Here is a 13,160-nt window from a genome sequence, read left to right as displayed (position 1 = left end):
GAATAGATGCTTTTTTGAGAATCATACTGATTGTAATAAAAGATGCGAATAAATACTTGCGGTTAGAGTCGTTCTAAGCCTTATACTTTACTCATCTTATCAAAGGAGGAGCGTTGTACAAGTAAAAAATCAAAACTAGAGGTGGAAATAGATTGAAAAAAAACGTATTGATCCTTGGTGCATCAGCACCAATTGCTAAATATAGCTATGAATTTTTAAAAAATGATCCTACTGTGAATGTCACTTTATTTTTGAGAAATCCGGATAAAGTCTTTGATAAGGAGCGAAGTATCATTGGTGATGCGATGAATCTAGATGATTTGGTTCATGCAATGAAAGGCATTGATATCGTTTATTCTTGCTTAGGTCCTTACAATATGGTGCCTTTAGCTAAACATGTGATCAAGGCGATGAACCAGAATAAGATCAAACGCGTATATTGGATGGCAACACTTGGGATCTACGGTGAAGTTGACTTCAATGACGAAGAAGCAGTTGCAGAGTTGGGCGACTATCGCGATCCTGATACTTATTTAGGGGACCAGCGTATTGCAGCAGATTTGATTGAGAACAGTCATCTAGACTTTACCATCATCCGTCCTAATTGGTTAACCGATAAAGAGATTGTTGAGGATATTCGTATCGAGAATAGAAACGGAAAAAGTTACATTGGTGAAATCAGCCGACAAACGGTAGGGAAATACCTAGCAACTTTGATCAACGAGCCAACTACTCATATGTATGACTCTATTGCATTAACAGCAAAGGAAAAAATACACGAGTAAAAAATAATTGAGGTTTGACAGAAATTTTCAGCTTTGAAATAAGGCAGGACCCCCAGAAAGCATTCTTTGATTTTCTGGGGATTCTGTCTTACTATTTTTTGTGATGATCGAAAGGAAAGTAGTTAAGACAAACGTAAGATTCACTTTTGTCTGTCACCATACAAACAAATCAACGGGAAGAATTAACGAAACCACTTCGAAAATAAGGCAACAGCTACAAAAATTGGAAGAGCAATTTTTATAGCTATCGCCTTATTTCATGAGGCTAAACACTTCGGTGCAATATCGGATCGCTGATTCTTTGATGGCGACTACCCAGCCTGAGTGGGAAGCGTGTTGGCACAGTCCAATTGATTGAACATTTTATAAAGATTGTCAAAACTTGTTTCGATCATATTAGATACTGCTTCGTCGGTGTTCGAACCAATATGTGGAGTAATGATCACTCGCGGATACATATCGATCAGCGCCTTAGCTGTTGCATCGATCAATAAGGGATCTTCATCAAAATTTTTGTTGAAAATCAGCGCTTCATTAGGCAAGACATCTGTACCAAATCCAGATAGTTTTTTGCTTGTCAACGCATCAAGGATTGCTTGATTATCCTGTAACTCCCCTCTAGCAGTGTTGATCAAAATCGCATCATCCTTCATTTTTTCGATAAAATCTTTATTAATGAAACGTTCATTTTTACCGGGGATGTAAGGAATATGGATACTGACGATATCACTTTCTGCCAGTAAGTCATCAAGCGACTTAAATTCGATGAATGCTTTTGCTTCTTCACTTGGATATAGGTCATTACCAATCACCGTTGCGCCTAATCCTTTGAAAAGTTTTGCTTCTGTTAGTCCGATGTTCCCCACGCCAACGATTCCAACTGTACAGTTTCGGACTTCTTTACTGAACATAAAGCGATCAATCGTAAAATTATAAGCAGCTGTTTTATTCGTTGTATGAGTTGTTCTACGTAAAAGCATCATTGCTAAAGTAACAGATAATTCAGCGATTGCATTTGGTGAATAAAATGGTACATACGCGACTTGCATTCCATGATCGTGAGCTGCCATTAAATCAATATGATTTGTCCCCACTGTACGCGTGAGGAGGAACCTGATCCCGAATTGGGCAAAGCGTTCGATATTCATGCGATTTGCTAAACAATTTCCTCGAACGATGATGGCATCCATTCCTTTTGCTTCTGCGTAATTTGTCTCATTTAATAAATCTTCTACTAGTTTCAAGTTGAATCCGTGGACATTCAACTGCTGAAAGAGAGATCTTTCAGCAGGGCGAACACCATAACATACAACATTTAAATTTTTCATAGTATAGTTTCCTTTCGTTAATTAATTATATAATGTGGGTTAATTTCCAATCAAGTTTAAGACGATGATCCAGATAGGGATTAAGACGATCGAGAAGAGTGTAGAAAGTAAAGAGGCGTTAGAGGCAAGTACTGCTTCTTTTTCAAAATTGATGGCATAAGCAACCGCAACTGTTGCAGCTGGAGTAGCCATCATAATGATCATCGTACCTAGACCAACTGAATTCACTGGTAAAATATTCATTGCGTTCAACAGTAAAATTGAAAGTAAAATCACAAGTGGGAAGACAATGACTTTGATGAATGAATAGTACCAAGAGGTGTGACTGCTGAGGGTTTTTCCGAATGGCAGATCGCCTAATGTGATCCCGATTGCCAACCAAGCGAGTGGGGAGGCTAAACTAGAGAGGAACGTCAAAGGTTTAAATAGCCATGGCAACGTCTGATCGATTCTTAAAAAAGCAACAGATTCAGAACTAGACTGAGCAATTTGAGGTAAGCTATCTTGGAAGAGCCAAATAAATAATCCGATAAACGTTGCCAATACGATTGGGTTCAAGATCATTTCTCTAATATTCTTGCGTGCCATTTTCAATCCGCTCATCTTTAGATAAGCATAAGAGTATAAAAAGATACGATAACCAATGTTAAAAATCGATGCGTACAAAATCCCTTCTGCGCCAAAAACTGCACCGACGACAGGAATACCGAAGAATGTTGTTGACCCGAAAATAGAGAGTACACGCAATGTGTCTTCTTTATTTGGTGCATATCTAAAAAAGAAGAATTTACTTAGAAAAATCAAGAAAACGTGGACTAAGATTCCGAGAATCAAAATGTTGATTCCTTGATTCAATACTTCATCATTCAATTCCTGCATAAACGAATTAAAAGCTAATGCAGGAATTGCGACAGTTAAGACGACCTTAGACAAAGTCTTTCCGACATCTGATGAGAAAACCTCACGCTTTCTTAAAAAGTAACCTAATAATATAATAAACAGTGTGGAAGTGATCGCACTGATAATTTCCATGTTGATGACATTGCTTAATGTTTCTGATAGTGACATTTAAATTTTCCTCCTCAATTCTTGTGAATGTTTTAATTTTTTTATTTAATCAGCTGTGCATGTGTACCACTCCTCCTCAATTACATCCTAGAGGTTAGAATCGTTATAAGGTCAATATGCTTTACAAATAAAATCACAAAAGTATTTTTTCTTCTATATAAGTGATTTTTTTACTTTTTTAATGTAAGCGATTTTATTAAAAGAATAAAAAAAAGATTGACCTTAGAGTTGTTCTACCCTTTAGTCTTAACATGTAAACAGGAAAGCAGATAAAGGAGAGAATAATATGAACAATCACAAGAAAAAGTATTTTTGGCATCCGATGACGGATACTCGAGCAAGTGAAGAAGAAACAATCGTTATCGAACGTGGAGATGGGAATTTTATCTATGATGATACGGGGAGAAAATTACTCGATGGTGTTGGTGGATTATGGTGTATGAACGTTGGTCATAATCGCCCTGAAATGAACCGAGCAATTGCTGATCAAATGGAAAAATTATCTTACTATCAATTGTTTACGAATATTGCCCATCCCAAGGCATATGACTTGGCAGAAAAAATCATTCAAATGACGCAAGAAGAAGAGATGGCGAAAGTATTCTTTACTTCTGGAGGAAGTGATTCAGTAGATACTGCTTTAAAAATCACAAGACAATACTGGCAAGCAGTAGGTAAACCGACAAAGAAAGTATTTCTGTCATTGGAAAAAGCCTATCATGGGATGCATTATGGTGGAACGTCGATAGGTGGCAACCCAATCTATCGGGAATTTATTGGTCCAGGTTTACAAGATTGTGTACGTGTCTCTTCCCCGCATTTGAAGAAAAATAATTGGAATTGCCAAGATCCAGAAGAATTGACAAAACACTGTATCGCTGAACTAGTTGAAACGATTGAACAGATTGGCGCAGATCATATTGCTGCATTTATTGCTGAACCGATCCAAGGTGCTGGCGGTATCATCGTTCCACCAACTTCTTATTGGCCAGCTTTAAGGGAGGTTTGTGATACTTATGATATTTTATTGATTGCAGATGAAGTGGTGACAGGTTTTGGCCGTTCAGGACATCTTTTTGGTAGTCGTGGCTGGGGCATCAAACCAGATGCTATGGTTCTAGCGAAAGGATTATCTTCTGGGTATGTTCCACTAGGGGCTACTGTTTTTAACAAACGCATCGTTGAAGGCATCGAATCAGCGACCAATGGAGCTAATGTCATTATCCATGGGCATACTTACGGTGGACATCCGCTCGGCTGTGTGGCAGCATTAGAAGCTTTACGTATTGTGGAAGAAGAAAATTTAGTTGAAAATGCCCGTGAAGTCGGTGCATATTTATTGGAACGTCTAAAAGGACTTGAAGGAACATATGACTGCATTAGTGATGTTCGTGGAAAAGGCTTGATGATCGCTATCGATTTTGAGAATACAGGGAAATATGATGTGGAACAAACAGCAAAGAATGTACAAGCCGTGGCTGATTATGCCATCAATGCAGGCGTCTTGCTACGTGATGAATTACAAACGATTATCATTTCACCATCGTTGACCTTTTCAAAGGAAAACGCAGATCAACTATTCGATGCGATTCATATGGGCTTTGAGAAGTGGCAAAAGCAACAATAATTCAAAGGAGGATATAATATGACAATCATTGGTGTACCAAAAGAAATCAAAAATTCAGAGAAACGTGTAGGCGTGACACCCGCAGGAGTCAAAGAGTTAGTAACAGCAGGTCATATCGTTTATGTAGAAGAACGTGCAGGGGAAGGATCAGGCTTTACAGATAGTCAATACCGTGAAGCTGGCGCTCAGATCAAAGCTGGTCCAGAGACAGTCTGGTCGGCAGAAATCGTCGTGAAAGTCAAAGAACCACTAGCATCAGAATATCAATACTTTAGAAACGATTTGATTTTGTTTACGTACTTGCATCTAGCCGCAAATCTTGAATTGACTGAAGCATTGATCAAGTCTGGAACAACAGCGATTGCCTATGAAATGGTTACGAAAAACGGAGCATTCCCATTACTCGCACCAATGAGTGAAGTCGCTGGCCGTTTAGGCGGTCTATTGGGTGCGGAGATTTTAGCGAAGCAAAGTGGAAAATTGATTTCAGGTGTAACAGGTGTTTTACCGGTTCAGGCAACTATTTTAGGTGGTGGGATCGCCGGAGTGAGTGCGGCACATTACTTGCACGGATTAGGAGCAGATGTGACGATCTTAGATATCAATGTCGACCGCTTACGTGAATTGTCAGAGATGTTTAATGGACAAGTAAAAACCCTCTACTCAAGCCCAGCGAATATTGAGAAAATGGCATTGACTAGTGATATCGTGATTGGTTCAGTCTTATTACCAGGTAAAAAAGCCCCACATCTTATCACAGAAGAATTAGTGAAGCAGATGAAAGAAGGAACGATCTTGGTGGATATTGCGATTGACCAAGGCGGCTGTTTTGAAACAAGCCAGCCAACCACCCATGAAGAACCGACTTTCGTTAAACATGGAGTGATCCACTACTCGGTTGCGAATATGCCAGGTTTAGTTCCTCAAACGTCTACGTTAGCTTTAACGAATGTCACGATGAGATATATCAAGGGCTTAGCCTCCCAATCACTGACAGAAGTCATCCAAACGTATCCAGAGATCCTACCAGGAATCGGTACCTATAAAGGAAAACTGACCTGTCCTGAAGTGGGGGAAGTCTTTGAGCGAACCGTTGACGATATTCGTGAGCTCGTTTAAAAATTTTCTAAAAAGTGAGGGAAATACAATGACTAAAAAAATTCGTATGGTCCAAGTCGGCTGTGGAAAAATGTCGAAAGAGATTATCAAATATGCCATGGCAAAAGATATTGAAATCGTTGGAGCTGTAGACAATCGTCCAGAGGCGATCGGTCAGGATCTGGGGCTATATTTAGGATATGACCAAGCTTTAGGAGTGAAAATCTCTAACGATCCCCATGAAGTATTTCAAAACTGTGATGCCGATGTGGCATTAGTCACGATAGCTAGTTATATCAAAGATTTCATGCCAAGTTTAGAGATACCCTTGACCTATGGAGTCAATGTTTTAACAATCAGTGAAGAAGCTTTATATTCTTGGACGACTTCGGTTGCAGAAACCAATCGTTTGGATAAAATCGCAAAAGCCAACAACGTTACGATTTCAGGAACAGGAATGCAAGATATTTACTGGGTGTTGTTTCCAACGCTGCTGGCTGCTGGCATGAATGATGTACAAAAAATCAGTGGGGAAGTTAGTTATGATGTCGAACACTATGGGAAAGCGTTAGCGGAAGCGCATGGTGTGAGCTATGATCAAGTAAAATTTGACAAAGAAATTGCCAATGCAACCGATTTGCCTTCCTATTCTTGGATGACCGCAGAAGCCATCTGTGCCAAAATGGGTTGGACGATCAAACGCATTGCTCAAAAGAACGTTCCAATCGTTTTAGATAAAGATATTCCATCGAAAACAATGGAACGGCCGATCAAAGCAGGCGAAGCGATCGGCATGTCTGCCGTTGCAACGATTGAAACGGTACAAGGTCCAGTGGTGGAAGTCGGTTGTACTGGGAAAGTCTATCAGACAGGTGAAGGCGATTTATGTACTTGGTCGATCGAAGGAACGCCAAGTATGCAATTTGAAGTGACCAAACCAGATACACCAAAGCATACGTGCGCTACGTTGATTAACCGGATACCTACGGTGATCAATTCAAACGCAGGCTATGTCACGATCGATCAATTGCAACCTGTCGAATATATGACGTATCCAGCACATCTTTATTTAGATAAAAAATAGGCAGAACTAAGGTTGGTAGTTGGTTAAAGAGAAACAAAAAAAGAGCGAGGATGCAATATCCAAGCTCTTTTTTTGTTTAGTCTAAACCAATCAAGTAATCTTCATCTTTCATCGCTTCTACGTTACCTAATAGGTAGCCGTTTCCGACTTGAGAGAAGAAATCGTGGTTACTTGTACCAGTAGAGATCCCATTCATCACGATTGGGTTGACATCGTTTGCTGTATCAGGGAATAGTGGGTCCATTCCTAGATTCATCAATGCTTTATTTGCATTGTAGCGTAAGAATGTTTTGACTTCTTCCGTCCAACCGATTGGATCATATAATTCTTCTGTGTAGCGCTCTTCGTTTTCGTATAATTCATATAACAAATTATACATCCAGTCTTTCAATGTTTCTTGTTCTTCTTCAGGTAATTCGTTGTAACCTAGTTGGAATTTATAGCCAATATACGTGCCATGGACAGATTCGTCACGAATGATCAACTTGATGATCTCTGCCACGTTGGCTAATTTATTATTTCCTAAATAATAAAGTGGTGTATAGAATCCTGAGTAAAATAAGAAGGTTTCTAAAAAGACACTCGCAATTTTTTTCTCTAACGGCGTACCGTTTTTGTAGATCTCATTGATACGCTCCGCTTTTTTCTGTAGATAAGGATTGGTATTCGTCCATTCAAAGATTTCTTCGATTTCTTTTTTCGTATTCAATGTACTGAAGATCGAAGAGTAACTTTTCGCATGGACAGACTCCATAAATTGGATATTGTTCAATACCGCTTCTTCATGGGGCGTGCGGACATCTTTACGTAATTGATCCATCCCGCTTTCTGATTGGACGGTATCAAGTAAAGTCAATCCACCAAATACGTGACCAACTGTATCTTTTTCTAATTGGGAAAGCGTACGCCAGTCGTCTAAGTCATTTGACAAAGGGATACGTGTGTCTAACCAAAATTGCTCAGTTAATTTCTCCCAAGTCGATTTATCAATGATATCTTCAATTTCATTCCAGTTTATCGCTGCATAATAAGTTTCTGACATGAGAATGCTCCTTTATTAAAATCCAGTAACGGGTTCTATCACTAAGTGAAATTAGATCACACAGCTTTCACATTGGTTGCTGCCGATTTCTTCTGCATCGTCTGTAAACGTACGTACATAATAAATCGATTTGATTCCTTTGTGGAAAGCGTAGTGTCTTAGAATATTTAGATCACGTGTGGATTGTTTTGTCGTTTCTTTCCATTCGTACAAACCTTCTGGGATTTCTGAACGCATAAACAACGTCATACTCATTCCTTGATCCACATGTTTTTGTGCTGTGGCATAAATATCGATCACTTTACGCATATCCATATCATAAGCAGAAGTGTAATACGGGATTGTTTCATTTGATAAATAAGGCGCTGGGTAATAGATTTTCCCAATTTTCTTTTCTTGGCGTTCTTCGATCATACGAGTGATCGGATGGATACTTGCACTAGTATCATTGATATAAGAAATAGAACCATTAGGTGCTACAGCTAAACGATTTTGGTGATACAAACCATCTTTCATGATTGCTTGCTTCAAGTTTTCCCAGTCTTGGGCAGTCGGAATAAAGATACCATCAAACAAAGCAGCAACTCGTTCAGATTTTGGTTGGAATTCGCCAGTGACATATTTATCAAAATAAGTGCCGTCTGCATAAGCTGATTTTTCAAAATTATGGAAGACTTGTTTTCTCTCACGTGCGATATTGTTACTTTCAACAAGTGTCCAGTAATTCAACAACATGAAATAAACATTGGTAAAATCAATTGATTCTTCGGAACCATATTCCATTTGCTCTTTGGCAAAATAAGTATGAAGTCCCATGGCACCAAGTCCGATCGTATGATTCAATTTGTTCCCGTTTTGGATCGGTGGAACCACGTCAATGTCTGAAGCATCTGTGATATACGTCAATGCACGAGTCATCGTGCGGACAGAGCGACCAAAGTCAGGGCTATCCATCAAATTGACGATGTTTGTAGAACCTAAGTTACATGAGATGTCTGTCCCTAACTCTTCATATTCTTGCTTGCCATTGATGACAGAAGGTGTCTGTACTTGTAAAATCTCAGAACATAAGTTACTCATGATAATTTTACCGTCTACAGGATTTTCACGATTTGCCGTATCAATATTGATGATATACGGATAACCAGACTCTTGTTGTAATTTAGAGATTTCATTTTCTAAATCACGGGCTTTGATTTTTTGTTTACGGATATTTGGATTTGCGACTAAATTGTCATATTCCGCAGTGATATCTACGTAAGAAAATGGCACACCATATTCTTTTTCCACACTATAAGGACTGAATAGATACATTTCTTGGTTTTTACGTGCTAATTCATAGAATTTATCTGGGACGATCACACCAAGTGATAAAGTCTTCACGCGAATCTTTTCGTCTGCATTTTCTTTTTTTGCTGAAAGGAACATCATGATGTCTGGGTGGAAGACGTTTAAATAAACGACACCCGCACCTTGACGTTGTCCTAATTGGTTCGAATAACTAAAGCTATCTTCAAACAATTTCATGACTGGAACAACACCGCTAGCTGCACCTTCGTATCCTTTGATCGGCGCTCCGGCTTCACGTAAGTTAGAAAGTGTGATCCCAACACCACCACCGATTCGTGAAAGTTGTAAGGCAGAGTTGATCGAACGACCGATTGAATTCATATCATCCGTTACTTGAGTCAAGAAACAAGAAACAAGTTCACCACGACGTTTACGTCCAGCATTCAAAAATGAAGGGGTTGCTGGTTGATAACGTTGGTGGATCATTTCATCAGCTAAAGCTAAGGCTAGTTCTTCGTCGCCATTCGCAAAGTACAACGCATTGAATGCGACACGATCTTCATAAGATTCCAAGTAGGCAGAACCATCATTTGTTTTTAACGCATATTGAGAGTAGAACTTATAGGCTGCCATGAATGATTTAAATGTAAAGTTTTGTTCGAATAGGAATTGATAAAGTTTTTCAATAAATTCACTACTATATAATTGAATGAACTCTGCTTCTAAATATTGGTTGTCGATCAAATACTGGATTTTGTCGATCACTGTTGGAAACGTCATCGTATTTGGTTTGACATTTTCTTCAAAAAAAGCAGCTAAAGCTTCTTTATCTTTATTTAAAGGGATTTGCCCGTTGACTGGTCGATTGATTTCATTGTTCAGCTTAAAGTAGCTGACATCTTTTAGATTTTTAAGACTCATACATACGCCCAACCTTCTTTTTGATTTTGATGATACGTGTTTGACCACAAGATATAGTGGTGTTCATTGCTGTAAAAAAGGATTTGGGGAGGTTACGGACAATATCCGTAAGTCCATCAAATCCATGGTGGCAGAGGATCAAGTAAATCCTCGATCTATTTGACAACTGTTTGAATGATTCTTAGCTAGCTAAGTGACGTAGTTGATCTGGTCTGAAACCAATGACAGTCGCTGCGTCTGAAGTGATGACCGGAACACTTTGGAATCCTTGGTCTTTTAACCATGAGATTGCTTCAGGTTGCTCGTCGATATTTACTTCTTCAAAGTCGATTTTATTTTCAGCTAAAAAACGTTTCACCATTTTACATTGCATACAATTATTTTTTGAAAAGATTTTTACGTTCATTATTATTTGCCTCCTTGCTCGTGTGTTTTCTCTATAATCAATAGTATAAATCTATTAGTAAAAAAGTCAATCAACAAACACTACATCTTGTGTTGTGGAAATTGTGGAATACTATGTTTTGTGGTTTTTGAAAAACAATGAAAACAAGTATCTCGTGCAGATTCGCTTGTATTAATACAGAAATGCTTGTGGAAAACTCCGTTAAAAAATATTTTTTTAACCTTTGCTTGCCAATAAATGAATGTTCGATCGAAAAATCACAAACGAAAAAGGTATGCAAAATGATGGAAAGAAGAAGAGAAATAAATGCAGATCAAAACCAGAAGAAAAAGGTATTTATACATTTTAGAGATAGAAATTTTTTCACAAAACGAAAAATGATCATGAAGTGTCTAAGGATCATCGAAAAGAGAAACCCGAATCAAAATAGCAAAAGTCAAAAGAGTACTCACTATATATAGTAGTAAGATGATAAATGTTGTAAAAATTGAACTAACAATATTTTTTTAATTTTTAATAACGATGTTATGTTTAAAAATTGGTTAATTGTCATGTTATCTGTTTTTTTATTCCTAGATTTTTGTTTAAATAGAGCCAACAGGACGTCTTGTTGATGCTTTGAAAATTCAATAAAAGGAAGCGATCCAAGATGCGTACAATGGTCAAATGGGTAGGTGTTATTTGTTTTACTTTACTAGTTTACGTTGGAGGAACAGCACAGGCAACTTCGATTCCAATCAAACCTACGATTACTGAAAAAAATCAACATGTGTTAGGTAGCAGCAACCAATTCTCAGAGTCATTCACTCGAAGTCTGACAGACGATTCAGGAATCTCCGCTGCAGAACCAGGCAGACCAGCTAAAGATTTTATTGACATATCTTCCAATAATGGCAAGATATCGAGTGAAGAATTTCAAACGATGAAAACCTACGGCATTAAAGGGGTAGTCATAAAATTGACTGAAGGAGACTCGTATAAAAATCCGCTTGCTCCTGAACAGATTGCTTCAGCCGTTGCGGCAGGCCTAAAAGTAAGTGTCTATCATTATGCGTGGTTCAATGAAGAAGCTGACACAAAAGGGGAAGCTCAGTTTTTATTGGATTATATGAAAGAGTTGAACCTGTCATCGTCAACTGTTGTTGTCAACGATAGCGAAAATCCAAAGATGAACGTGGACAAAGTGACAGATAATGCATTGGTTTTCCAAAAAGCGATCCAACAGGGAGGCTATCAAAACGTCGCCCACTATTCGAGTGCTTCTTGGTTCACCGAAAACAAATTGGATATGACACGTCTAGGAAAAGAAAATTGTTGGGTTGCACAGTGGCCCTACGATCCTTCTGATAAAAATCCTTTGCATACAGATACAGCAGCTTGGCAGTGGGCAAGTGATCTTTATTTCCCAGAATTTCCTAGCCGTCATTTTGATGTAAGTAGTGACTATTTGAAAAAATTTACAAGTTAAATGAAATTTATTTTTTAGCGCAAGAAACAAAAAGACAACCACGAAAATTTTTTGATTTTCGTGGTTGTCGCTTTATTCTCGAAGTGAGTGATACGAACTGTTTAGTTTGAGAAATCAACTGATAACTACCGGATTTCTTGTATAGAAGAAAAAAATAAAACCAGTTTACTTTTGCTTCTTTGAAGCGTCCATAGTAAGATGTTAGCTGACAAGTAGATGAAAGAGGAAGAATAAAATGAGTGAAAAAACCAAACTGGTTCGCCCACGTTATCAACAGATCGCTGTTGATTTGGCTGAACGAATCGTAGAAAATCGTTATCAAATCGGCGAGAAGATCCATGCAAGATCCACTTTAGCAAGCACGTATAACGCTTCGCCAGAGACGACTCGTAAAGCAATCAATGTTTTGGTCGATCTGGGGATCATGGAAGTTCGTCATGGCAGTGGCGCGTTTGTAGCATCTAAAGAAAAAGCAAAGGATTTCCTTTTACAATACCAAGATGTGCAATCGATCCAAGAAACAAAAGCAGAAATCATGGAAAGCGTGAAAAAACAACAAGAAGAATTGAACCATTTTTCACAACTATTGGATCAACTGGTGAGCCAAACGAAACGAATACATAAGATGAACCCACTTCTGCCTTTTGAACTTGCTTTGACAGAGGAAGCGGCTCACTTAAACCAATCCATCAGCGAATTGAATATTTGGCAAGCCACTGGTGCAACAGTGATTGCAATTTCCCACGATCAAGAACTGTTGGTCTCGCCTGGTCCATATGCTAAATTTTCAGCGGGGGATACTGTCCACTTTATTGGGAACGAGTATACGCTGCAACGAATGACAAACTTTTTTTATCCAGATGGGCAGTGAACGAGCGGATAAGAAAAATCTCATTTAATTCTAATTTTGGTCAATCCCTATACTGATAAGGGATTGACCATTTTTTTGTATAGTTTCACTAAGAATAGAGATGCTTGAATTTTGACAAAGTGACTACATGGTGTTATCGTAGTGTGGTCACTTTTTTCAGAAAGAAAAATGA

General features: G+C 38.4%; 11 protein-coding genes. 6 read left to right on the top strand and 5 right to left on the bottom strand.

The window, feature by feature from the left end; all coding sequences use genetic code 11:
- Positions 1 to 152 precede the first annotated feature (152 nt).
- Complete coding sequence (locus IGJ99_RS12265) at positions 153 to 785, top strand: NAD(P)H-binding protein (RefSeq protein WP_062806156.1); 633 nt, start codon at positions 153 to 155, stop codon at positions 783 to 785.
- A 311-nt stretch (positions 786 to 1,096) separates the two neighbouring features.
- On the opposite strand, the gene IGJ99_RS12260 is transcribed toward IGJ99_RS12265, so the two are convergent.
- The gene (locus tag IGJ99_RS12260) at positions 1,097 to 2,113 is read right to left on the bottom strand and encodes an NAD(P)-dependent oxidoreductase (RefSeq protein WP_077151977.1); all 1,017 of its coding nucleotides are present in this window, start codon (positions 2,111 to 2,113) and stop codon (positions 1,097 to 1,099) included.
- Between the two features lie 39 nt (positions 2,114 to 2,152).
- Positions 2,153 to 3,181 (bottom strand): AEC family transporter, encoded by a 1,029-nt coding sequence (locus IGJ99_RS12255; protein WP_077151978.1) that lies wholly within the window; start codon positions 3,179 to 3,181, stop codon positions 2,153 to 2,155.
- Positions 3,182 to 3,467: 286 nt separating this feature from the next.
- Here IGJ99_RS12255 and IGJ99_RS12250 point away from each other — a divergent pair, with 286 nt between their 5' ends.
- Genes IGJ99_RS12250 through IGJ99_RS12240 form a run of 3 tightly spaced genes read left to right on the top strand, consistent with a single transcriptional unit; the run spans position 3,468 to position 6,990 of the window.
- Complete coding sequence (locus tag IGJ99_RS12250) at positions 3,468 to 4,808, top strand: aminotransferase class III-fold pyridoxal phosphate-dependent enzyme (protein ID WP_438748676.1); 1,341 nt, start codon at positions 3,468 to 3,470, stop codon at positions 4,806 to 4,808.
- An 18-nt stretch (positions 4,809 to 4,826) separates the two neighbouring features.
- A complete protein-coding gene (ald, locus tag IGJ99_RS12245; RefSeq protein WP_438748674.1) occupies positions 4,827 to 5,927 on the top strand; it encodes an alanine dehydrogenase in 1,101 nt (366 codons plus the stop codon).
- A 28-nt stretch (positions 5,928 to 5,955) separates the two neighbouring features.
- The gene (locus IGJ99_RS12240; RefSeq protein WP_438748672.1) at positions 5,956 to 6,990 is read left to right on the top strand and encodes an NAD(P)H-dependent amine dehydrogenase family protein; all 1,035 of its coding nucleotides are present in this window, start codon (positions 5,956 to 5,958) and stop codon (positions 6,988 to 6,990) included.
- A 76-nt stretch (positions 6,991 to 7,066) separates the two neighbouring features.
- Here IGJ99_RS12240 and nrdF read toward each other — a convergent pair whose 3' ends face one another.
- The 3 genes from nrdF to nrdH all read right to left on the bottom strand — a co-directional run bounded on the left by nrdF (position 7,067) and on the right by nrdH (position 10,649).
- Positions 7,067 to 8,032 (bottom strand): class 1b ribonucleoside-diphosphate reductase subunit beta, encoded by a 966-nt coding sequence (gene nrdF, locus IGJ99_RS12235; RefSeq protein ID WP_010734316.1) that lies wholly within the window; start codon positions 8,030 to 8,032, stop codon positions 7,067 to 7,069.
- A gap of 51 nt (positions 8,033 to 8,083) precedes the next feature.
- Complete coding sequence (gene nrdE / locus IGJ99_RS12230) at positions 8,084 to 10,243, bottom strand: class 1b ribonucleoside-diphosphate reductase subunit alpha (protein WP_062806161.1); 2,160 nt, start codon at positions 10,241 to 10,243, stop codon at positions 8,084 to 8,086.
- 181 nt (positions 10,244 to 10,424) lie between these two features.
- A complete protein-coding gene (gene nrdH / locus IGJ99_RS12225) occupies positions 10,425 to 10,649 on the bottom strand; it encodes a glutaredoxin-like protein NrdH (protein WP_010734318.1) in 225 nt (74 codons plus the stop codon).
- 649 nt (positions 10,650 to 11,298) lie between these two features.
- Here nrdH and IGJ99_RS12220 point away from each other — a divergent pair.
- Entirely contained in the window at positions 11,299 to 12,117 is an 819-nt protein-coding gene (locus IGJ99_RS12220; RefSeq protein WP_023520326.1) for a GH25 family lysozyme, read from the top strand.
- Positions 12,118 to 12,352: 235 nt separating this feature from the next.
- Positions 12,353 to 12,988 carry a GntR family transcriptional regulator gene (locus tag IGJ99_RS12215; RefSeq protein WP_010734320.1) on the top strand — a complete coding sequence of 212 codons (636 nt, stop codon included), beginning with the start codon at positions 12,353 to 12,355 and terminating at the stop codon, positions 12,986 to 12,988.
- Positions 12,989 to 13,160 lie beyond the last annotated feature (172 nt).

The sequence above is a fragment of the Enterococcus sp. AZ095b genome, from assembly GCF_051714725.1.
GTDB classification, from domain to species: domain Bacteria; phylum Bacillota; class Bacilli; order Lactobacillales; family Enterococcaceae; genus Enterococcus_B; species Enterococcus_B pernyi.
This window is presented reverse-complemented; position numbering and strand designations above follow the sequence as displayed.